We start from the raw sequence: 22,168 nt of genomic DNA, 5'->3' as shown, positions 1-22,168 counted from the left end.
CCCTCTAGTGCGCGCCGACGGGAAGTTCGGCGCTCGGCGTGCCGACCCGCTTCAGTGCCGAGTAGAACTGCGCCGGTTCGGCCCATTCCTCGGGCGTGAAAACCCCGGCGCGGCTGCCGGATTCGAGTGCCACCACCATGAACGCGGCGCACGCGGTGCCCGTTGCGGCCGCCATGTCGGTGAACAGATAGGTGCCTGGGCCTGCGACCGGCGTGCGGCGGCTGGCGACGGTGGGGATGCCGTCCTTGAGGCCGGTCACCTCGACCTTCAGCCCAGATTTGTACGGAAAGGTGTGGCCCGCTGCAGCTTTGGCGAGGAACGTGAGCAGCTCGAGGCGCGTCGACTCACCCGTGCGCACCAGGTCCCACATTCCCGCCAGGCCGTGGCGCCAGCCGGCGACACTGCCCACTCCGCCGGTGAGCAGGGATTCCAGGAAGTCGATGGCCTTCTCGACGGGTATCTGACCCTTCTGCACGGCCAGGCCGACGCCCCGGACCAGGCCGTTGTAGGGCGCCGGGTCCAGGCCGCCGAAACAACGAATGTTCTTGGCATCGGGGTACTTCCGCGGCAGTGTCACGGGTTCGGGATGGGCCGTCTCGTGCACCAACGTCAGGCCCAGCCCGCCGCCCAGGTCCGTCCACCGGGTCTCCAGCCAGGACTGGTGCATGACCGGTCCGCCGTTCTCCCACGTCATGCAGGGACCCGCGGCGACGCGCAGCATGTGGTCGAGCACCGCGCGACCGATCGAACCACGCTCGTCGCCGACCACCCAATAGACGTCGATGTTCTCGACGGTGTCCAGTTCGGCGGCGGCGTCGGCGGCCAGCACGTTCGTGATGCCGGGCGAGGCGCCGCAGCCGATGTACATCGGAACGCCGGCCGCCTTGGCGGCGTCGCCCAGAGTCAGTGCGTGCAAGGTGCTTTCGATGTCGTCATCGAAATCGAGGTACGGCACCCCGGCGGCCAGGCAGGCTTCCATCACCGGACCGGCGGTGCGGTTGTACGGGCCGGCGCCGAGCACGACGAGTGCCGCGCCGTCGATGGCGGTGCGCAGGCCGTCGCGGTCATACAGATCGAGCCGGGCGGCCGTCGCCAGCCCACTCGGCAGCTTCTTGATCAGCGGCTCGAGCAGTTCTGGCCGGATGTCGTAGAGCGCGAGCTCCCAGTCGCCGGCGGCTACCGCGAACCGTTCGATGGCCAGGCGACACATCTCACCGGCCGCGCCGATGAAGACGACCCGCCGTCGGGTGTTGGCCATGTTCTTCTCCTTCTGATGGGGATCGCCCTGTAATACTCAAAGCCAATATCGAATCGAAATCGAGTTTAGGTTTCGCGCGGATGCACTGTCAATGCCCGCGGTGACGTGCGCTTTCGGCGCTAGGCTGCGGATCATGTCGCCGAAGGCTGCGTCCGCCGAGAGTCTGGCGCGCCGCCGACGCGTCCTCACGGTGGCCGCCAGGATCGGTGCCGTCGTCGCCGCGTTCCTCGGGACGCTGTCGATGCTCGCCGGCGAGGCCGGCATCTGGATCGGTGGCCTCGCCGTCGTGTGCGCCCCGGTCTATCTCGCGATTCCCCGCTTGTACCGGTACGGCGAACTCGTCGCGCCGCTGACCTTCATCGGTATCGCGTACTCCTTGACGACGCTCGTGACCGTTTATGTCGGAAGAGGTTCCGGCCAGCAGCTGTACTTCCTGGTCGCCGCTTCGCTGGTGGTGCTGATCCTGGGGATCGAGCACATCGTGGTGGCATCGGCGGTGGCGGCGGTGGGTGCGGCACTCATCATCGCGCTCCAGTACCTGGTGCCCGCGGACACCGGTGTCCAGCCGCTGTGGGTCACGACTGCCGGATTCCTCATCTCGGTAATTTCCTCATGGGTGCTCGTCCTCGCGACCGTCTGGTACGCACTGCGTGAAATCAGCCGCGCGGAATCGGCTTTGGCTGCCGAATACGAGCGCTCCGAGTCGCTGCTGGCCAACATCTTGCCCTCGAAGATCGCTCAGCGGTTGAAGGATCCGCACCGCGACGTCATCGCCGACCGCTACGACGACGCCTCGGTGCTGTTCGCCGATATCGCCGGATTCACCCAGCGCGCAAGCGATACCACGCCGACCGAGTTGGTCCGGTTCCTCGATGGCCTCTACACCGACCTCGACACCCTGGTGGACCGCCATGGCCTGGAGAAGATCAAGACGAGCGGCGACTCCTACATGATCGTCAGCGGGGTTCCCGAGCCGCGGCCCGACCATCTGGAGGCGCTGGCTGACCTGGCTCTCGACATGGTCGGCGCAGTGGCCGAGCTGACGGACCCCAACGGGCGGCGGGTGCCACTGCGCATCGGGCTGGCGGCCGGACCGGTGGTCGCGGGTGTGGTGGGCGCACGCAAGTTCTTCTACGACGTGTGGGGGGACGCGGTCAATGTCGCGGCGCGAATGGAGACCACCGATGTCGAAGGTCGAATCCAGGTGCCGCACAACGTCTATGAGCGGCTCAAGGACGCGTTCGTGCTGGAGGAGCGGGGTGCCGTCGAGGTCAAGGGCAAGGGGGTCATGCAGACCTGGTACCTGATGGGGCGAATGTCGTCAGGTACGCGGTGAGCATGCGCCGACCCTCGTCCATGGTGGCGTCATCGCCCTTGGGGGAGCGCTGGAACGCCACGTCGAAGAGCCGATCACCGACCTCGAACATCAACTGGACGGCGAACAACGGGGTCGCTGCGGTGATGAGTTCGTGCTCGATGAGGAAGTGCCACAGCTTTTCTGCCCAGGATTCGTCGAACAACCCACCCAGCTCGGACAGTGTCGCGCTGCGGCCCGCGAACCACAGCTGCACGAATCCGGGATTCTCCCGGAAGTAGGCGAGCAGTGGGTCGATCATCGCGTCGACGCCGTCGCGCAGCGTCCGGATCTTGTTGCCGTACAGCGATGCCGCGAAGCGCTCGTCGATGACCGGGATGTGGCGCCGCACGAGCTCGGCCTCGACCTGCCTCCGGTCCGCGAAGTAGTGGTAGAGCGATGCCGTCGGGATGCCGGCATGCTCGCCGATCGCCTTGAGAGTTGCTGCGGCATAACCTTGTTCGGCGAGGATCGTCTCGGCGGAATCGAGGATCGCCTGGGTGCGTTCGATGCCGCGGCGCTGCACCGCGGTGCGAACAGCCGGCTGGCTCACCGACGAAGACTCGATCACGGATCGAGATTCTATCAGCGGCCTATGCGGCGGCCCGCTCCAATTCGTCGAGCGCCTCGCGGGAGTAGACCGCCAGGCGCTGCAGATGCGGCATGGTGTCTCGGCAGCCGACGAAGCCGAGGATGACCTTGTCGGTGTAGCCGACCAGGGTGATGTTCAGTCCGTAGCCGTCGCACAGGAAAGAGACCGGAGCGATCAATTCCAGCTGTGCGCCACCGAGGTACAGCGGTTCTCTGGTCAGGACCACGTTGGACACCGTGAGGTTGAACAACGGCGGAATCTTGGTCAGCGCACCGGTTTTCTGCCCGATCGTCAGTGGCAGCAACCCCATCAACGTGTAGTGGTTCAGGGCATTCGGTGACATCGCGAGCAGTTCCTTCTTACCGCGCGTGGTCGAGGCGTTGATCACCGCCAGCCGCTGCAACGGGTCCGATTCTGTTGTCGCCAAAGGGCAGACGAAGCCCGCGGCCGCATTCAAGGTGTCCTCGTCGCGCTCCCAGCCCACCGGCACCGAGGCGGTCAGCGTCTGCTCGGGCAGCTCGCCCTGCTCGTCGAGGTAGCGGCGCAGCGCCGCGCCACACACGGCGAGTGTCACGTCGTTGACGGTTGTCTCGGTGGCCTTGGCGATGGCCTTGAGGCGGCCCAGTTCGAGCACCTCGACCGCGAGCCGGCGCTGCGGCGTGAGGGTGGCGTTGAACGGCGCGCGCGGCGTGCCCAGCGTGGCGCCGACGTGGCTGTTGTCGCCGCCGATCATGCCGACCAGGCTCTTCACCAACTCGGCAGAACCCGCGACGCCGTCCGTCGTCCGGTTCCACAGCTCGTAGGCGACCGACGCGACCCGGTTGCGGTCGGGCACCTCGGCCTTCGGTCCGGCCTCGGACAGCGGCACGTAGCGGTCCGGCTCGGTGCTCAACCACTTCTTGATGGTGTTGATCGCGCCCATACCGTCCACCGCACAGTGGTGGGCCTTGAAGTACATGGCGAAGCGACCGTCGGACAGGCCCTCGATGAAGTGTGCTTCCCACAGTGGCCGGCGCATGTCGAGCGGGTGCGCGTGCAGCCGGGCGACCAGGGTGCCCAGATCGGCCTCGCTTCCGGGGTACGGCAGCGCTGACAGCCGGACGTGGTACTCCGGGTCCGGGCGGACCTCGCGCCACTCGGGCAGCAGGCCGTCGACGACGGCGCTGTCGAACGGGAACGGCAGGAACGACAGTTCGGCGAATGCGTTGTACAGGGTGCGGACGTAGTCCGGCCCGGCGCCGTCGGGCAGCCGGAACGTCAGCAGGGCGCCGATGTGCATGGGCGTCCGGTCGGACTCCATCCGGTAGAACATCGTGTCGACAGCACTCAGCAACCGCATGGCAGCACTATGTCAGGCTCACCAGCTGGAATGCGGCGAAATCCGCGAGCAAGTCCACGCCCGACGCGAATTCCCGGTCCCGGTCGAACCGGGCGAGAAATGGTGCGCACGCAACCACTTCCGGGAGCGCGGAATCTTCCAGTTCGGCCTGCCGGGCAGCGATGTCGGCGGACTTTCCGCTGCCGAAGGTGGGGCCGGCGGACACCTCGCGCAGCAGCATCCCGACGACGGCGGCCACCAGGACACGGGTGAGTCGCACGGCGAGCTCGGGGGCGGCGCCGGCCCGATGCAGGATCGACAGGAGAGCCTCGACGGGCGCGAGTCCGGCGAGCGTCGTCATCTGCCGGGTCAGCACGAGCGTCGCGGCCTCCGGGTGGGCGAGGGTCACGCGCCGGAACTCGTAGGCGAGGGCCCGCAGGTCGGTCCGCAACTCGCCGGTGGGTGCCGGTGGTCGCAGCTGCCCGAGCAGATGTTCGGCGACGGCGTCCAGCAGATCGTCCTTGTCGGCGACATGGTGGTAGAGGCTCTTGGCGTCGACGCCGAGCAGGCGGCTGACGGACCGCATGCTGACCGCGGCGATGCCGTCCTGGTCGATGACGGTCAGCGCCGCTTCCCGGATCGTCGATCGCGTCAGCTGTGCCAGCGCCTTCGGCGGCCGTCCGCGGCGGGGAGTCGGGGTGGCCGCGTTCATGGCCTCATTCTGGCCCAGACCCTTGCAAATTTCCACACCGTGGGATTATTGTCATATTAATCCCACGGTGTGGAAATACTTTGCAGTTCGAGGAGGACGCCATGACGCACCGCTTCGCCATCCCTTCCGTCGAGGTGTTGCAGGCTCGCGAAAAGCTCGTCCTCGACCACTTCCACGACGAGGTCCGACAGGACTGGGACGACGTGCTGGCCACCTTCCCGCATCCGCACTACGAGATCATCCCGACGCTCACCGTCCACGACGGTGACGTCGATGTGCGTGGCTACTACCACGACACCCGCGTCGCGTTTCCCGACCAGGATCACGAGATCATCGCGCTGCGACACAGCGCTGATGCCGTGATCGTCGAATTCTGGCTCCTCGGAACGCATCTCGGCCCGCTCGGCGGCATCCCGGCGACGGGCTCGCGGCACCGCACCCGGATGACGGCCTATTTCGTGTTCGACGAGAACGAGGACCTGGTCGCCGAACGCATCTACTTCGACACGCTGACGCTGCTGAAACAGCTTGTGGGAGGCCTGAATCTGCGTGACCCGCGAAACTGGCCCGCCGTCATCCGCGGACTGCGGGGGCTGCTGGCCATGTCCAGCCAACCCGATGCCCGGCTCATCGGGACGGCCCCGGCTGACCTGACATGAGGGTCCACCACCTCAACTGCGGCACCATGCATCCGCGGTTCGTGCCCGACGGATTGGTCTGCCACGTACTCCTTGTCGAAACGCCGGGCGGTCTCGTGCTTGTCGACTCCGGGTTGGGGCTGCGGGATGCCGAGTCGCCGGGCAGTCGCTTCGGCCCGGCCCGCTTCTACGTCCGCCCGGTGTTCGATCCGAACGAAGCCGCCATCAACCAAATTCGCCGCCTCGGGTTCGAGCCCAGCGACGTGCGGCACATCGTCGTGACCCACTTCGATGCCGACCACGTGGGAGGTCTGGCGGACTTCCCTTGGGCGCAGGTTCATCTCACCGATGCCGAGGCATTCGCGGCACTGCATCCGAAGACGCTCGTGGAGAAACAGCGCTACCTGCCGGCCGGTCACGCGCACGGCCCGATCCTGGTCGAGCACTCGCCCGCGGCCTCGGAGTCGTGGCGCGGCTTCCCCGGCGCCAAAGAGTTGGCCGAGATCGCTGACGGCATCGTCTTGATCAGCCTGCCCGGGCATACGCGCGGGCACGCCGCGGTGGCCGTCGACGCGGGGGACCGCTGGATTCTGCATGCCGGCGACAGCTTCTACCATCGTGGCCAGCTCGACGGCAGCAATACCGCGCCGCGGGCCCTGCGTCTGATGGAACGCTCAGTTGCCTTCGACTGGGCGAAGGTGCAGGCCAATCATCAACGGCTGAGCGAACTTTGGGCTTCGGATGAACCTGATATGTCCCTCGTCAACGCCCATGATCCGCAGCTGCTGCGGCAAGCGGTCGGCGGCTAGGCCGGTTGGGCGTCGCGATCGGCGCTTGCTCTCTCGCCTAGCGCGCAGTGACCTAGCCGCCACTTCGCGGCTCGCCCTCTGGCATGCCGGAAAGTTCGGAGCGATAGATCCGTTGCCTTTCGAACGTATGTTCGATACGATGTGTTATGGGAATCGCACCGGATCTCAAAGCTCTCCTCGACCACCTGCGCGGCGTGGTCATTTCCGAAGACATCACCGGGGATGCCGCACTTGGTGTGCTGCGGACGCTACTGACACTGCGTGGCGTGATCGATCATCTGGCAGCGATGCTGACCGGGGTGCTGGATCGCCGCGGGGTGGCGGCGGCGCAGGGCCGGACGTCGCGGGAGTTGTTGATGGCGTTGGGGTGTGCGCCATCGGTGGCCGAGCGCTTTATCCGGGTATCGGGCGCCTTGCCGGCGTTACCCACGCTCACGGCCCATGCCGCCGACGGTGCGATCTCCGGGGAGCATGTCGATGCGATCGTCAAAGGCATCAACCACATCCAAGCCCGCGCACCCGGTGAGGTAGACGAAGAAGCCCGGTTCGCGCAGGTGACCGATCTGCTGGGGCAGTTCTTCTCTGGCGCCACCCCCGCCGACATCGACAAACGCGCGCGGCGTTTGGGGAACCGGCATGCGGCCGCCGAAGGTGGGTTGCCGGCCGCGGAGGACCGGTCGATCAACACCGTCGAGCACCGCGTCACCTCCGATGGTCGGGTGCAGGTGCGCGCGGACTTGGACGTGGAGGTGGGCGCCAAGCTGGTCGCAGCGATCGAGGAACACTCGGCACCGCGGCCCGAACCCGACGGCACCCCCGACACCCGCACGGCGGGCAGGCGGCGGGCGGATGCGTTAGAGGCCGTGTTGGACATCGCCGCCCGCGGCGGGGACGTCGCTTCCGCGCCGCGCACGCAGCTACTGGTGACGGTGCCCGCCGACACTCCAGACCTGGCGGCGTTGGAATTCATCGGGTCGATCAGCACCATGACCCTGGAACGAATCTGCTGCGACACCACCGTCACCACGATCATCGTCGACGGCGAACAGGTACCCCTGGACATGGGCCGGGAGAAACGTTTGTTCCCGGCGCACCTGCGCAAAGCGCTGTATCTGCGGGATCAGTGCTGCATCAAATGCGGCGCACCACCCGGACGCACCCACGCCCACCACATCATCCACTGGACCCACCACGGTGAGACATCACTAGCCAACGGCTGCCTGCTGTGCCCGGCCTGCCACGCCAACGTCCACCACGACGGCTGGGACGTCGTCATGGGCCTGGACAAACACCCCTGGCTCGTCCCACCCGCGGCCGTCGACCCGCAACGAAAACCGATCCCCGCATACAACCGCCGCACCATGCGCCTCGACACAGCCGCATAACACCTAAAGCATTGCGCACCTTGACAACTACACAGTGTTAGCCGGGGTCAAGGTGGCCGGCGTGTACGGACGTAGCGGCCGCTGCCGGACGAATGTCGGCCACCAGAACCAGGGGCCCAGCAGTCGCACCAGACACGGCACGATGAACGACCGCACCACCAGGGTGTCGAGCAGCAGGCCGATGCAGACCGTCGACCCCATCTGGCCGATGGTCCGCAGATCACTGGACAGCATGGCCAGCATGGTGAACGCGAACACCAGGCCCGCGGAGGTCACGACGCCGCCAGTGCTGCCGAGGGCGCGGATGAGGCCGGTGTTCAGGCCGGCGTGGATTTCCTCCTTGAGCCGGGCGACCAGCAGCAGGTTGTAGTCCGAGCCGACGGCCACCAGCACGATGAAGGTCAGCGGCAGGATCAGCCAGTGCAGGGGTAGCCCGATCAGGTGCTGCCAGATCAGCACCGACAGCCCGAACGCGCCGGCGTAGGAGAACGCCACCGTGCCGGGAATCACCACGGCGGCCACCAGGGATCGCGTGATGATCATCATGATCAGGAAGATCAGGACGAAGGCGGCGATGGCCGCGATCATCAGGTCGTTCTTGGCGTACAGCTGGATGTCCTTGTTGTTGGACCCGGATCCGCCGATGTAGATCTTCGACCCGGCCAGCGACGTCTCCTTCAGCGCGATCTTGATCGCGTCGGGGAACTGTTCGACGTGCTCGATGCCCTCGGGCCCCATCGCGTTGCCCTCATGGGTGACGATGAAGCGCGCGGCATGGCCGTCGGGCGACATCATCAGTGACATACCGATTTTGATGTCGTCATTGTCGAACGCTTCGCGGGGAATGTAGAAGAAGTCGTCACTGCGTGACGCGTCGAAGTCGTTGCCGACGTTGATCATGTCGTCGAAGGTCTGGTCGGTGTTCCTATTCTGAATGTCGGTGGGGCCGTAGTTGTTCACGATGATCGCGAGCAACGCCTGGTTGTCGGCGACCGTCTGCCGCAGCAGCGACACCATCTGCGGCATGAGCCTGTCGATCACCTCGAAGGATCCGACGGCCTTGCCGATGTCGGCCGCCAGGTTGTCGACCTTGTCGATCACGTCGAACAGCGACCGGAACGACCAGCACACCGGGATGTCGAAACAGTGTGGTTCCCAATAGAAATATGCGCGGAGCGGGCGCATGAAATCGTCGAGGTTGGCGACGGCGTCGCGCATGTCGTTGGTGACCTGCTCCATGTCCTCGAGGGTCAGCACGGTGTTGTGCAGCTCGTCGGCGAGGGTCTGGGTCAGGTCGGCCGTCTTCTTCAGCACCTCGATGCTGTGCGCGGTGATCTGGGCCTGCTTCGCGGTGTTCTCGTTGTTGTGCTGGGTGAACGGCAGCTGCTGGCCGTTGCCGCTGCCCTGCGTGGTGAAAAGGTAAGGGATGGACGCATGTTCGAGCGCCCGTCCCATGGGGCGGGTGATGCTCTGCACCATCGCCACACCGGGCAGACGGATCAGGGCCTTGGCCACCCGGTCCAGTGAGATGAAGTCGGCCGAGTTGCGCATGTCGTGGTCGGCTTGGACCATCAGCATCTCGCTGAACAGCTTGCTCTTGGGGAAGTGCCGGTCGGCGGCCTGAAATCCCTGGTTGGCCGGGGCATCTGGCGGCTGGTAGGTGCGGTCGTCGTAGCTGACGCGGTAGGTCGGCACGAACACCGCGCCCACCGAGACGACCGCGACACTGGCGACGAGGATCGGCTTCGGCCAGCGCACCACGGCGGTGCCGATGCGCCGGTACAGCTTCGCCTTGACTTCCTGTTTCGGGTCGAAGAGCCCGAAGAGGCTGCCGACGCTGAGCAGGGCGGGTCCGATGGTCAGGGCGCCGGCGATGGTGATCAGCATGCTCACCGCGACGGCGGGGCCCATGGTGTGGAAGTAGTTCAGCCGAGCGAACGTCAGACACGCGCAGGCGCCCGCAATGGTCAGACCCGAGCCGACGATGACATGCGAAACACCCTTGTAAGCGGTGTAATACGCGTCCTCACGACTCTGTCCGGCCAGGCGGGCCTCGTGATATCGGCCGATGAGGAAAATGCCGTAGTCGGTACCGGCGCCGAGGGTCAGTGAGATGACCATGTTGGTGGCGAACGACGACAGCGGGATGAAGCCGTAGTGCCCGATCGCCGAGATGACGCCCTTGACCGACAACATCAGCAGAATCACGCCGAAGAACGGCACCAGCATCGTGACGACGGAGCGGTAGACCAGCAACAGCATGAAGATGATCAGGAACATCGTCGCGATCGTGATGTTGTTCAGGCTGGAGTTGGCGATCTCGACGGTGTCGGCCGCCAGCGGCGCCGCGCCACTGACGTAAACCTTCAGTCCGGCAGGCGGATTGGAGTCCTTGACGATCTTCCTGACGGCGTCGACCGAATTGTTGGCCTCCATCTGCCCGATGTCGCCGGCGAGGCGGAGCAGGACGTAGGCGGATTTGCCGTCGAGGCTCTGCGCGCCGGCGGCAGTGATCGGCTTGCCCCACGTGTCCATGACGTACTGGACGTGCGTGGTGTCGGCGTTCAGCGTGCGGACCAGGCCCGCGTAGTAGTCGCGGTCCTGCTCGGTCAGGCCGCGATCGGCTTCCAGCACCAGCATCGTCAGGCTGGTGGAGGTCGACTCGTGGAATTCCTTGCCGATGGCCAGCATGGCCACCTGGGACGGCGCGTAGGTCGGCACCATCGGGCCGGCGAGTTCCTCTGCGACATCTTCGATCTTCGGCACGAAGGTATTGGTGACCACCGCGAGCAGGGCCCAGAAGACGATGATCGGAATCGCCAGCAGGCGAACCATTCTGGGGACGAAGGGGCGCTTGGCCGCGCTGTGCGCCGGGCGGGCGATCGGGGCGGTGTCGGTGTCGGTCACGCGGACTTCACCCGGCAGGCGACGTCGGCGTTGCCGTGCTCGTCGGACTGTTCGTCGCGGACAACGTCATTCACCTTCATCCGGCAGCCGACGGTGCCGCCGTGCACCTGGACCGAGATGCTGCCGGAGACGACGGTGAGGGTCGTGGTCTCGGTGTGCGACCACGGCAGTTCGGTGAGATCGACCTTGTGGGGGTGTCCGCTGATGTCGACGTACGAAAGCAGGCCGCCGGACCCGAGGGTGCCGAACACCTCGTAGGTGAGCGTCTTGGGGGTGAACTCCGGGGGCGCCTGCGGCGGGTTGACGGCCAGCACCGGTCCAGGCTCGGAGAATTCGTGGACCTTGACCATGCACAGCACGCCGACGCCGATCGCGATGAGGGCGATCAACGGCATCCAGGCTCGTGCGAGGAATCGTCGGGCGGTAGAGCGTTGGCTCACTCGATCACCTTTCGACGTCGGCGAGTTGTATATCAACTAACTTGAGATGAATCGGCGTAAACACTATCAGTGATTGGACACGCACGGCTTTCCACATATTCCGTGGAATAGAAAGACGAGGTGAGAGCGTCCAGCTAATTCCCAGAATCCACCAAGGTGACGTTTCCGAGCCGCTTTTTCAGCTTGATCACGCGGAAGATCTGGGTGGTCACATTGATGGACGAGATCATGGCGATGACCCCGAGAAAGGTGCGCTCCGAAGGGGTTGCGCCGTGGAGTTGCTCGAGACTGCCGAGCACGTAGAAACACCCCAGCGAAAAGATCGTCAGGGGAATTGCGAATGTCATCAACGTCCGCTGATTGTCGATCACCTGGGTGGCATATTCGAGCTCTTCAGCGGTCATCGGCTGGCGCTTGCGGACCTTCGTGAGCACCGTCTGCTTGGCCCGGACGTTTTCGGCGATCGGCAACTGCGGTTGTTTCCGCAGGCGCTGGATGTAGAAGAACATCACCGTCGCGGCGAACAGCAGCGTCAGCAGGGCGACGTCGGCCAGCTTGCCGAACAGGTGCCAGTCGGTGCCGAGGAAGTTCCAATCCATGGGGCACTCCTTTGCAGTTCGCAGATGGGTGGGACGTTACCTCAGCTAACTGGCAACACGCGGTACTTGTCAACTCAGTTGATATAGGGTCTTGATGCTCGACCGCTCATGACACAGACTGGCCGTGATGACGCACGTGCAGACCGTCAGGGGCCCGGTGCCCGTCGACCGCCTCGGGGCCACGCTCATGCATGAGCACGTGTTCATCCTGAGCGACGAGATCCGGCAGAACTTCCCGGACTATCCGTCGCGATGGGACGAGGACGCCCGCGTCGCCGACGCGATAGACCAACTGCGCCAATGCAAATCGCGTGGCATCGACACCATCGTCGACCCGACGGTGATCGGATTGGGCCGGTACCTGCCCCGGATTCAGCGGGTCAACGAGCAGGTCGACATCAACATCGTCGTCGCGACCGGCATCTACACCTACAACGACGTGCCGTTCCAGTTCCTGCACACCGGTCCCGGCCTGCTGTTCGACACCCCCGAGCCGATGGTCGAGCTGTTCGTCAGGGATATCCGGGAGGGCATCGGCGGTACCGGCGTGCGCGCGGCCTTCCTGAAATGCGCCATCGAGCATCAGGGACTGACGCCGGGCGTCGAGCGGGTGATGCGCGCCGTCGGCCAGGCCCACGTGCAGACCGGCGCGCCGATCACCGTGCACACCGACGTGCACAGCCGCTCCGGGCTCGTCGCGCAGAAAGTGCTGGGGGAGGAGGGCGTCGACCTCACGAAGGTGGTGATCGGGCACTCGGGCGACAGCACCGATCTCGATTACCTGTGCGCGCTCGCCGATGCCGGTTCGTATCTCGGCATGGACCGCTTCGGGCTCGACATCCTGCTGCCGTTCGAGCAGCGCGTCGACACCGTGGCGGAACTCGCCAGACGCGGATACGCCGAGAAGATGGTGCTGGCGCATGACAGTTCGTGTTTCATCGACTGGTTCTCGCACGAGGGGAAACTGGCCGCGGTGCCCAACTGGAACTTGACGCACATCAGCGACGACGTACTGCCCGCACTGCGCGAACGCGGCGTCACCGACCAACAGCTCACCACCATGCTGGTCGATAATCCACGCCGGTATTTCGGCGGCGAGATCAGTTGAGCCGCAGCGGGATGCGTCTACTACTTATCTCCGACACCCACGTGCCCAAGCGCGCCCGCGACATGCCGGCGCGAGTCTGGGACGAGGTGGCCCGCGCCGACGTGGTGTTGCACGCCGGCGACTGGGTGGACGTCGCACTGCTCGACGAACTCGAGCTGCGAGCGACACGGCTGGTCGCCTGCTGGGGCAACAACGACGGTGCAGAGCTGCGGGCCCGCCTGCCCGAGCGGGCCGACGTGACGCTCGAGGGCGTCCGGTTCACCGTCACGCACGAGACCGGCGCGTCGTCGGGACGCGACGCGCGCATGGCCCGCCTGTACCCCGACACCGACGTACTGGTGTTCGGGCACAGCCATATTCCGTGGGACAGCACCGCGACAACCGGACTGCGGCTGCTCAACCCCGGCTCGCCGACCGACCGCCGACGCCAGCCGCACTGCACCTACATGACGGCCTCGGTCGGCGATGGCACGTTGTCGGACGTAGTGCTGCATAAGCTCTGACCCGCGGGAAATTGACGCTAGGTTGGTCGGCATGGAGCAGAAGCCGCCCACCGATGCCATTGCCGCCGCCAACCGCGCCCACACCGCGACGCTGCCGTTCGCGGACACCCGGGACTTCGAGGACGCCGACCGCGGCTTCATCGCCGCGATGGAACCGTGCGTCGTCACCGCGGCCGACGGAAGAGTGGTGTGGGACAACGACTCCTACAACTTCCTGAACGGCGACGCGCCGGACACCGTGCATCCGAGCCTGTGGCGGCAGTCGCAGTTGTGCGCCAAGCAGGGCCTCTACGAGGTGGTGCCGGGCATCTATCAGGTGCGCGGCCTGGACCTGTCGAACATCAGCTTCATCGAGAGTGACACCGGCATCATCGTCATCGACCCGCTGATCTCCACCGAGACCGCGGCGGCGGCGCTGGCGCTGTACCGCGCGCACCGCGGTGACCGTGCGGTCCGGGCCGTCATCTACACGCACAGCCACGCCGACCACTTCGGCGGCGTGCTGGGCGTGACGTCGCAGGCCGAGGTCGACGCCGGCCACGTCGTGGTCATCGCGCCGGAGGGTTTCACCGAGCACGCGGTACAGGAAAACGTCTATGCCGGAACGGCAATGGCGCGGCGGGCGGGCTACATGTACGGCGCGGCGCTCGACCGCGGTCCGCAGGGGCAGGTCGGCTGCGGCCTGGGACAGGTCGGGTCGACGGGTGAGGTGGCACTGATCGTGCCGACGCTCGACATCAAGGTGACGGGCGAGACCCACACCATCGACGGCGTCGAGATCGAGTTCCAGATGGCGCCCGGCACCGAGGCGCCCGCCGAGATGCACTTCTATTTCCCGCAATTCCGCGCGCTGTGCATGGCCGAGAACGCCACCCACAACCTGCACAACCTGCTGACGTTGCGCGGCGCGCTGGTCCGTGACCCGCACGGCTGGGCGGGCTACCTGACCGAGGCCATCGACACCTTCTCCGGCCGCGCCGACGTGGTCTTCGCGTCGCACCACTGGCCGACGTGGGGGCAGGACAACATCGTCGAATACCTGTCGCTGCAACGGGATTTGTACGCCTACCTGCACGACCAGACGCTGCGTCAACTCAACCAGGGCTACACCGGCATCGAGATCGCCGAAACCTTCCAGATGCCACCGGCTCTGGAGAAGGCCTGGCACACGCACGGGTACTACGGCTCGGTCAGCCACAACGTCAAGGCCGTCTACCAGCGCTACATGGGCTGGTTCGACGGCAATCCGGGCCGCCTCTGGCAGCACCCGCCGGCCGCCGCGGCGCCGCGCTACGTCGCGGCGATGGGCGGTATCGACCGGGTTGTCGAGCTGGCGCAGGCCGCGTTCGACGAGGGTGACTTCCGTTGGGCGGTAACCTTGTTGGACCACGCGATCTTCACCGACGAGCACCACGCCGCGGCCCGGGCGCTGTATGCGGACACGCTGGAGCAGATGGCGTACGGTGCCGAGAACGCCGTGTGGCGCAACTTCTTCCTGTCCGGTGCCACCGAGCTGCGGGTCGGGAACTTCGGTACCCCGACGCAGAGCTCGTCGCCGACGCTGCTCGCGCAGCTGACCCCGGAGCAGATGTTCGACACCTTCGCGATCAACATCAACGGCCCGCGGTCGTGGGACCTGAACCTGGCCATCGACGTGACGTTCGAGGATGTCGCCACCAACTACCGGTTGAGCCTGCGCAACGGGGTGCTGGTGTACCGCAAGGTGGCCGCCGACCCGGATACCGCCCAGGCCACCGTCACGCTGGCGAACAAGTTGCGGCTCTTGGCGTTTGCCGCGGGCGACACCAGCTCGCCGGGTGTCGAGGTGACGGGTGACGCCAGTGCCCTGCCCACGCTACTGGGCGCGATCGACCGGCCCGACCCGGCGTTCAACATCATCACGCCGTAGCCGGGCCGGCCGACCCGGCTAGACGGTCGGCACCCAGTTGCCGTGGAAGCCGGCCGGCACGCGGTGCGGCAGCTTGATGCTCGCGACGTCCTGCAGCGTCTGGGCGTCGAGGATCGCCAGCTCACTGCGGTCGGTCGGCGCGTCGTAGACAAAGCCCATCAGCACGCCGTCGTCTTCGGCGGCGGTCGGCGACGACGGGTGAAAGACGAACTCGCCCAGCTCTTTTCCGGCACCGAAGTGACGGGTCGCGGTGTTGCCGCCGACGAAGTCGTGTTTGAGCAACGTGTCGCTGCCGGCGGCGCCCTCGCTGATCGTCGGCGCGTAGCCGTAGCGGTGACGCTTGCCGACCAGGCGTTCGTCGACGCGCGGGAATTCCTGGGGGTGGTCGTCCACGCGGTCCTCGAGCACCTTGCCGGCGCTGAGGTCGATGGTCCACCGGTCCAGCGTCGGCGGCCCCTCGTTGGGGCCGATGCGGTCTGTGTCGAACATCTTCGGGTGGCGCACCACGTCCAGGACGATCGTGTTGTCGTCGGGGGAGTCGTAGGCGTTCATCGGGTGGAAGACGTAGCACGGTTCGACGTCGAACCACCGCACGTCGGCGTTGCCGCCGTCGCGGGGCATCACGCCGATGCGCGCCGGGTACTTGGGGTTCCACGAGTACGGGAAGCGCCGATCATTCGATCTGAAGCTCGACTGGCGCGCGACGACCGGATCGGGAATCTTGACCCGGCCGATCACCGAGGACAACAGCAGTCGCGCCGGCAGCCGCAGTGCCTTCGGTACCGCCATTTCCGCGATGGTTTTCGCATCGAAGCTCACGGGCAGGTCGTAGAAGATGACGTGGCGCTCGGTCAGCGAGAAATCGTGCATCATCGGGCTGCCGTGGACCTCGATGTCGACGGTGCGCTTGGCCCGGCCATCGGCACCGATCACCGAGTACTGCACGGTGTTGCCACGGGTGAAGCTGTACGAAACCGCGTGCAGTTCACCGGTTTCCGGGTCACGTTTCGGGTGTGCGGTGTAGCCGCCGCTGAGGGTGCCGTCGAAATCGCACGCGCCGACGGTGTCCAACTCGTCGGTCAGCTCGTAACTCGCCCCGCCACCTTCGACCAGCGCCAGGGTCTTGCCTGCGTGGCCCAGTACGTTGGTGTTGGCGCCGATGCCGAACGGGCTACCGTGCCCGGGCGGCGTGCCCTCGCCGAGCGCGGCCGTGGTCAACGGCCCACGCACCCAGCGATTGCGGTACCACTCGGCCTTGCCGTCGCGGAGGCGGATGCCGTGCACCATGCCGTCACCGAGGAACCAGTGGTAGAGCTCGGGGTCGATTTCGCCGATCGGGTTGGGGCCGTTGCGCAGATAGCGGCCGTCCAGGTAGTCCGGGATCGTGCCGGTCACGGACAGCTCGGTCAGGGTGTACTCGTCGTGCAGTGGCGCGAAGGCGCCTTCCAGGTAGCGGTTGGTCATCCCAGAACCTCCATAACAGTGTTATTGGCCGCGGTTACTGGTATAACACTGTTATGAGAGGTCTGCAAGGGTGAGCGAAGAAATTCGTCGGCAATTGATCGAAGCCGGCATCGTGATACTCGAACGCGACGGTCTCCAGGCGCTGACGGTGCGCAAGCTCGCCGCCGAGGTGGGTACGTCGACCATGGTGGTGTACACCCACTTCGGCTCCATGACCGGTGTGGTCGACGCCCTGTCGGCCGAGATCTTCGCGCGGTTCGGTGCGGCGCTGGCAGCCATCCCGCACACCGATGACCCGGTGGCGGACTTCTTCTCGATGGGCGCCGCCTACCGCCGGTTCGCGCTGAAGAATCCGCAGCACTACCAATTGATGTTCGGCACGACGGTCCCGGCATCGTTGTCGAGCGTCCGCAGCGATCTGACGGTGACCGGCCATGCCACATCGCGCGACGCGTCCTTCCAGACGCTCTGCGATTCGGTGCGCCGGATGGCCGAGGCCGGGCGCATCCGTGACGACGGCGAAGCCGCTGTCGCAGGCCGGATCTGGAGCATGTGCCACGGGGCGGTGATGCTCGAGATGGCCGGATTCTTCGGCGCGGAAGGCCACGGGCTGCGGGATATTCTCACCCCGATGACCGTCGATTTCCTCGTCGGAATGGGTGACGACCGCGAGCGCGTCAACGAGTCACTCGCCACCGCGGCCGCCGCGCTCGTGGCCAGTGGCCACTTGTGAACTAAGCGAAACCGCCGTCGGCGCGCAGGATCGAGCCCGTGGTGAAGCTGGACGCGTCGGACATCAAAAAGAGTGCGGCGCCGACGATTTCGCGAGGATCGCCGGCGCGCTGCAGCGGCAGCGAGCGGAAGGCACGCGACGTATCCGCACCCCATGCCTTGCTGATGTCGGTGAGGAACGGCCCGGCCATCAGAGTGTTGACCCGCACCGTCGGGCCGAACGCTTTCGCGAAACCCTCTGTGAGCGTGTTCAATCCGGCCTTGGCGGCGGCGTACGGCAGCATGTAGGCGTCCGGGCGCAGTGAGCCCGACGAACTGATGTTGATGATCGAGCCGCCGCCGTCGGCCACCATCCGCTCGCCGATCAGTGCCGACAACCGGAACGGCCCCTTGAAGTTCAGGTTCACCACGGCGTCGAACAGCTTCTCGGGCACCGAGCCCAGCGACTCGTACAACGGCGACATCCCGGCGTTGTTCACGAGTACGTCGACCTTGCCGAACGCGTCATAGGCGGCATCCACCAGGCCGTCCAGCTCGTCCCAGCGGCCGACGTGCACCTGATGGGCCAGCGCGACCCGGCCCGTCTCGGCGACGACCTCGGCAGCAGTGGCCTGACACGACTCCAGGTTCCGGCTGGCGATGATGACGTCGGCACCGCAGTGGGCCGCCGCGAACGCCATCTCTCTACCGAGGCCGCGGCTGCCCCCGGTGATCAGGACCACCCGGTCCGTGAGGTCGAACAGTTCGTCGGCGTACCCCATGGCGGCTCCTTCGGTGCTGGGGCGGCGTGCTGGTGCCCATGTTGTCACGGCGGCCGTCCTGTGGTGGGTAGTGCGCCGTCGGCATTGTTTCCCGCACGTTCACACGCCGTTACACTTATATATACGAGTACAGAAATTGGCCATAACTTGTATTGACAACTATGGCGATGTGCCGCACTGTTATTGCCATGCCAAATCAACGGAGCTACGACGTCGTTGTCGTAGGAGCTGGAATCGTCGGCCTTGCACACGCCTATCACGCCCACCGTCGCGGACTGGCCGTCGCGGTGATCGATCACGCGGCCGGTGTGGTCGGTGCGTCGGTGCAGAACTTCGGCCACGCGTGCATCACCGCGCAGAACGGTGTCGCACTGGACTACGCCCGGGCCGGTCGGCAGCACTGGCTCGAGCTGTCTCGACAGGCCGGGTTCTGGTCGAAGCAGGCGGGCACCTACTGTGTGGCCCGCCACGAGGACGAACTGGCCGTCATGCGTGAATTCGCCGACGTCCGGCCCAGTGGTGACGTGCACGTGCTCAACCGTCAGCAGATGGTCGACCGCGTACCGGTGCACGATCCACGCGTTGTCGGAGGCATGTACCTGCCGGGCGACCTTCAGGTCGACCCGCGCACCGCGGTGCCGTCCATCGCGCGGTGGCTGGAATCGCAGGGCGTCGACTTCCATTGGCGTACCGCGGCTTCCGGCTTCGGGCCGGGCGTCGTGCACACCTCGCGCGGGCCGATACGCACCGAGACCACCTTCGTCGCGGTCAACTACGACATCGACCGGCTCTTCCCTCAGCTGGCCGAGCGCGACGGATTGCTGCGCTGCCGGCTGCACATGATCCGGGCCAGGCTGCCGCTGGCGTTCACGCTTCCGGCGCCGCTGTTCACCGGGTGGTCGTTGCTGCGGTACTCGGGTTTCGAGGACCTGCCCAGCGTCGGGGCCGTCGCGCAGCGACTGCGGGACGAGCACCCCGATGCGGTGGACATCGACCTGCACCTGATGTTCACGCCGCAGCCCGACGGCTCGCTGTTGATCGGCGACACCCACATCCGGGAAGTCGCGGCGGCGCCGTTCCAGTCCGAGCAGGGCTTCGACATCCTGCTCGACCAAACCCGAAAACTCTTCGGCGTCAACGACATCGAAGTCACCGAACGCTGGCAGGGCGTCTACTGCTCGGCCCCGGGACAGGAGTTCCTCATCGAGGAGCCGGTGGAACGCACCCACGTCGTGACGGTCACCACCGGGATCGGCATGACCACCGGCCTGGGCCTGGCGGCCGCCGCCGTCGACCGGGTGCTGTCGCCGAGCAGCATCCCCGCAACTGTCTGAGCCACACCAAAACCCAATCGCCACAAGAGAAAAGGACGCCATAATGGAAAGCCAGTCAGCCCCCAAAATCAGCCTCGTCGTGTTCGACATGGCCGGTACCACGGTCGAGGACACCGGCCTGGTACAGCAATCGTTCCTGGCTGCCGACAGTCATGCCGGTCTGTCGAAGACCGAGGCGGACCGCGCGGAGATGCTGCGCTACGTCGCCGACACCATGGGGCAGTCGAAGATCGTCGTGTTCCGCCACCTCAGCCGCGGCAACGAAGAGCAGGCGCAAGCGGCCAACAAGGAGTTCGAGCGCTGCTACGCCCAATTGGTCGCAGACGGCAACTGCAGCCCCATCCCGCAGGCCGAACATGTCATTACATCTTTGCGGTCCCGCGGTATCAAGGTCGCGCTGACCACGGGCTTCGCCCGGGAAACCCAGCAGGCCATCATCGATGCGCTGGGTTGGCAGGACCTGGCCGACGCGGTGCTCTGCCCCGCTCCCGGCGTCCGCGGGCGGCCCTATCCCGACATGGCGCTCGCCGCCCTCATGCAGACCGAGACCGATTCGGTGCAATCGATGGTGGTCGTCGGTGACACCTCGTCGGACGTCATCACCGGCCTGCGCGCCGGAGCGCGCGCTTCGGTCGGCGTGCTGACCGGCGCGCACAACGCCGCGCAGCTGTCCGCTGCCGGCGCCACCCACATCCTGGACAGCGTGGCCGACCTGCCCGGTTTGGTGGCAACCCTGGGCTGATTCGACGACGCACTCCGAGGTGGTCGGGTGCCGCACCCTCGGCCCCGACCAACCCCGCGCCTCTCACTCTAACCTCTCGCGCTCTCGCGCCAAAACCCTTGCCTTGCCGACGATCTCGATGGCGTTGCTACGCCTCTGGTCGGCCCATCTTCGCTCCGCGCTCCCTTACCCCGCCCCCAGTGGAAGTGAACAGCCATGTCGCAGACCCTGCTGTCCAAGTCGCGCACCACCAATCCGAAGTACCAACGCTGGCGTATCCGCATCTTTGCCATCACCTGGATCGCTTATGCCGGTTTCTATTTCACCCGGCAGACGTTCTCCGTCGCCAAGCTCGGCATTCTCGAAGACCCCGTCCTGCACCTCCAGCTGACCAAGAGCGTCATGGCCAACCTCGACGCCGCGTATCTCACCGCCTACGCCGTCGGCCAATTCGTCTGGGGCCAGGTCTCCGACCGGTTCGGCCCACGCGTCGTCGTGCTCGGCGGCCTCGCCATCTCGGCGGTCGCGACCCTGTTCATGGGTCTGCTGCCGGCCGTGGTCTTCCTGCTGCCGTTGATGATCGTGCAAGGCCTGGCTCAATCGACGGGCTGGTCGGGCACGTTGAGCAACATGTCCCAATTCTTCTCCGTCGGGGAACGTGGCCACGTCCTCGGCCTGTGGAGCACCAACTACGCCTTCGGTGGACTCGTCGCCGCGCCGGTCGTCGGGTGGTTCGCCTACGACCTGTTCGGCAGCTGGCGCGCCGCGTTCTTCAGCGGTGCGGCCATCGTCGCCGTGGTGTTCGTGCTGTTCTTCATCTTCCAGCGCAACAGCCCTGCGGATGTCGGCCTACCGCCGATCGAGGAGTACCGGGCCGCGGAGGACACCGTGGAAGGGGTCGAGCTCGACGCTGCCGCGGAGGACGAGGCCATCGCCGAGCCCAGCTCGTCGTGGCGCGAGTCCCTTGCCGTGGTACTGAAGGATCAGATGGTGAGAACCCTTGGGGCGTCGTACTTTCTGCTCAAGCCCGCGCGCTACGCCATCCTGCTGTGGGGCCCGGTGATCGTTGCCGAACAGCTGCACGACGGTGACAAGTTCACCGCGGTGACCGTCCCGGTGGCGTTCGGCATCGCCGGCGTCATCGCCCCGATCCTGCTGGGCCGCGTCTCGGACAAGGTGTTCAAGGCGCGCCGGGTGCCGGCGAGCGTTATCAGCCTGGCCGTGCTGGTTGTGGTGCTCATGCTGTTCGGGCCGCTGACCGCGACGGGCAATGTGTGGATCATGGTCGGCGTCCTGGGCCTGATCGGCCTGACCGTCTACGGCGCCGATGCCATGATCTCGTGTATCGCGGCCGTCGACTTCGGTACGTCCAAGCACGCCGGCACGGCCACGGGAATCATCAACGGCTGCGGCTCGGTAGGCGCCATCCTCGGTGGCCTGCTGCCGGGTTACCTGGGCACCTCGGCACTGTTCTACGGCTTCGCCGGGGCCGCGTTCATCGCCATGCTGCTGTTGATTCCCTACTGGAATCGGATGCCGGTGGCCGACTAGGAGCCTGCTGAATAAGGCGGTTTTGGGGCGGGGTGCCTCAAGGCGCTCTGTGGCGCGTGTGTGTTGTGAGTCA

The 22,168-nt window shown here is 66.0% G+C and carries 20 protein-coding genes; 11 read left to right on the top strand and 9 right to left on the bottom strand.

Annotation, left to right across the window (positions count from 1 at the left end; genetic code table 11):
- Positions 1 to 4: 4 nt before the first annotated feature.
- Complete coding sequence (locus tag ACJH7A_RS24455; RefSeq protein WP_406784102.1) at positions 5 to 1,258, bottom strand: saccharopine dehydrogenase family protein; 1,254 nt, start codon at positions 1,256 to 1,258, stop codon at positions 5 to 7.
- 133 nt (positions 1,259 to 1,391) lie between these two features.
- Between ACJH7A_RS24455 and ACJH7A_RS24450 the strand changes: the two genes are divergently transcribed.
- Positions 1,392 to 2,594, top strand: a complete 1,203-nt coding sequence (locus ACJH7A_RS24450; protein WP_406802843.1) for an adenylate/guanylate cyclase domain-containing protein — start codon at positions 1,392 to 1,394, stop codon at positions 2,592 to 2,594.
- Here ACJH7A_RS24450 and ACJH7A_RS24445 read toward each other — a convergent pair.
- Genes ACJH7A_RS24445 through ACJH7A_RS24435 form a run of 3 tightly spaced genes read right to left on the bottom strand, consistent with a single transcriptional unit; the run spans position 2,545 to position 5,234 of the window.
- The gene (locus tag ACJH7A_RS24445; protein WP_406784104.1) at positions 2,545 to 3,183 is read right to left on the bottom strand and encodes a TetR/AcrR family transcriptional regulator; all 639 of its coding nucleotides are present in this window, start codon (positions 3,181 to 3,183) and stop codon (positions 2,545 to 2,547) included. The two genes, ACJH7A_RS24450 and ACJH7A_RS24445, sit on opposite strands and share 50 nt — an antisense overlap.
- Positions 3,184 to 3,205: 22 nt before the next feature.
- Positions 3,206 to 4,543, bottom strand: a complete 1,338-nt coding sequence (locus ACJH7A_RS24440) for a wax ester/triacylglycerol synthase family O-acyltransferase (protein ID WP_318983950.1) — start codon at positions 4,541 to 4,543, stop codon at positions 3,206 to 3,208.
- A gap of 7 nt (positions 4,544 to 4,550) precedes the next feature.
- On the bottom strand, positions 4,551 to 5,234 hold the full coding sequence (locus ACJH7A_RS24435; protein ID WP_406784105.1) for a TetR/AcrR family transcriptional regulator: 684 nt from the start codon (positions 5,232 to 5,234) through the stop codon (positions 4,551 to 4,553).
- A 101-nt stretch (positions 5,235 to 5,335) separates the two neighbouring features.
- Here ACJH7A_RS24435 and ACJH7A_RS24430 point away from each other — a divergent pair, with 101 nt between their 5' ends.
- The 3 genes from ACJH7A_RS24430 (at position 5,336) to ACJH7A_RS24420 (ending at position 8,066) form a co-directional block, all read left to right on the top strand.
- Positions 5,336 to 5,893, top strand: a complete 558-nt coding sequence (locus ACJH7A_RS24430; protein ID WP_406802842.1) for an ester cyclase — start codon at positions 5,336 to 5,338, stop codon at positions 5,891 to 5,893.
- Positions 5,890 to 6,681, top strand: a complete 792-nt coding sequence (locus ACJH7A_RS24425) for an MBL fold metallo-hydrolase (protein ID WP_406784107.1) — start codon at positions 5,890 to 5,892, stop codon at positions 6,679 to 6,681. The genes ACJH7A_RS24430 and ACJH7A_RS24425 overlap by 4 nt, the downstream gene beginning before the upstream one ends.
- A 146-nt stretch (positions 6,682 to 6,827) precedes the next feature.
- Entirely contained in the window at positions 6,828 to 8,066 is a 1,239-nt protein-coding gene (locus ACJH7A_RS24420; protein ID WP_406802841.1) for a DUF222 domain-containing protein, read from the top strand.
- Positions 8,067 to 8,093: 27 nt separating this feature from the next.
- On the opposite strand, the gene ACJH7A_RS24415 is transcribed toward ACJH7A_RS24420, so the two are convergent.
- The 3 genes from ACJH7A_RS24415 to ACJH7A_RS24405 form a co-directional block, all read right to left on the bottom strand.
- Complete coding sequence (locus ACJH7A_RS24415) at positions 8,094 to 10,901, bottom strand: RND family transporter (protein WP_406802850.1); 2,808 nt, start codon at positions 10,899 to 10,901, stop codon at positions 8,094 to 8,096.
- 68 nt (positions 10,902 to 10,969) lie between these two features.
- A complete protein-coding gene (locus ACJH7A_RS24410) occupies positions 10,970 to 11,368 on the bottom strand; it encodes an MmpS family transport accessory protein (protein ID WP_029119092.1) in 399 nt (132 codons plus the stop codon).
- Positions 11,369 to 11,547: 179 nt separating this feature from the next.
- A complete protein-coding gene (locus tag ACJH7A_RS24405) occupies positions 11,548 to 12,012 on the bottom strand; it encodes a hypothetical protein (RefSeq protein ID WP_029119091.1) in 465 nt (154 codons plus the stop codon).
- 127 nt (positions 12,013 to 12,139) lie between these two features.
- Between ACJH7A_RS24405 and ACJH7A_RS24400 the strand changes: the two genes are divergently transcribed.
- Genes ACJH7A_RS24400 through ACJH7A_RS24390 form a run of 3 tightly spaced genes read left to right on the top strand, consistent with a single transcriptional unit; the run spans position 12,140 to position 15,532 of the window.
- Positions 12,140 to 13,120 carry a phosphotriesterase-related protein gene (locus ACJH7A_RS24400; RefSeq protein ID WP_346415895.1) on the top strand — a complete coding sequence of 327 codons (981 nt, stop codon included), beginning with the start codon at positions 12,140 to 12,142 and terminating at the stop codon, positions 13,118 to 13,120.
- An 11-nt stretch (positions 13,121 to 13,131) separates the two neighbouring features.
- Complete coding sequence (locus ACJH7A_RS24395; RefSeq protein WP_406802840.1) at positions 13,132 to 13,623, top strand: metallophosphoesterase family protein; 492 nt, start codon at positions 13,132 to 13,134, stop codon at positions 13,621 to 13,623.
- A 31-nt stretch (positions 13,624 to 13,654) separates the two neighbouring features.
- Complete coding sequence (locus ACJH7A_RS24390) at positions 13,655 to 15,532, top strand: alkyl/aryl-sulfatase (protein WP_406774002.1); 1,878 nt, start codon at positions 13,655 to 13,657, stop codon at positions 15,530 to 15,532.
- Positions 15,533 to 15,550: 18 nt separating this feature from the next.
- On the opposite strand, the gene ACJH7A_RS24385 is transcribed toward ACJH7A_RS24390, so the two are convergent.
- A complete protein-coding gene (locus tag ACJH7A_RS24385) occupies positions 15,551 to 16,996 on the bottom strand; it encodes a carotenoid oxygenase family protein (protein WP_406774003.1) in 1,446 nt (481 codons plus the stop codon).
- A 70-nt stretch (positions 16,997 to 17,066) separates the two neighbouring features.
- Between ACJH7A_RS24385 and ACJH7A_RS24380 the strand changes: the two genes are divergently transcribed.
- Positions 17,067 to 17,729, top strand: coding sequence for a TetR/AcrR family transcriptional regulator (locus ACJH7A_RS24380; RefSeq protein WP_406774004.1), 663 nt, complete (start codon positions 17,067 to 17,069; stop codon positions 17,727 to 17,729).
- A gap of 1 nt (position 17,730) precedes the next feature.
- Here the strand turns inward: ACJH7A_RS24380 and ACJH7A_RS24375 are convergent, their stop codons facing one another.
- A complete protein-coding gene (locus ACJH7A_RS24375; RefSeq protein WP_406774005.1) occupies positions 17,731 to 18,489 on the bottom strand; it encodes an SDR family NAD(P)-dependent oxidoreductase in 759 nt (252 codons plus the stop codon).
- Positions 18,490 to 18,677: 188 nt separating this feature from the next.
- Here ACJH7A_RS24375 and ACJH7A_RS24370 point away from each other — a divergent pair, with 188 nt between their 5' ends.
- The 3 genes from ACJH7A_RS24370 (at position 18,678) to ACJH7A_RS24360 (ending at position 22,095) form a co-directional block, all read left to right on the top strand.
- Entirely contained in the window at positions 18,678 to 19,823 is a 1,146-nt protein-coding gene (locus ACJH7A_RS24370) for a TIGR03364 family FAD-dependent oxidoreductase (protein WP_406802839.1), read from the top strand.
- 43 nt (positions 19,824 to 19,866) lie between these two features.
- Positions 19,867 to 20,565, top strand: a complete 699-nt coding sequence (locus ACJH7A_RS24365) for a phosphonatase-like hydrolase (protein ID WP_406802838.1) — start codon at positions 19,867 to 19,869, stop codon at positions 20,563 to 20,565.
- 195 nt (positions 20,566 to 20,760) lie between these two features.
- Entirely contained in the window at positions 20,761 to 22,095 is a 1,335-nt protein-coding gene (locus ACJH7A_RS24360) for an MFS transporter (protein WP_406802837.1), read from the top strand.
- The last annotated feature ends 73 nt before the right edge of the window (positions 22,096 to 22,168 follow it).

Origin of the sequence: Mycobacterium sp. SMC-17 (assembly GCF_045310915.1) — a bacterium.
Classification (GTDB): Bacteria; Actinomycetota; Actinomycetes; order Mycobacteriales; family Mycobacteriaceae; genus Mycobacterium.
The sequence above is the reverse complement of the archived record's forward strand: the minus strand, read 5'-3'. Positions and strand labels throughout refer to the sequence as shown.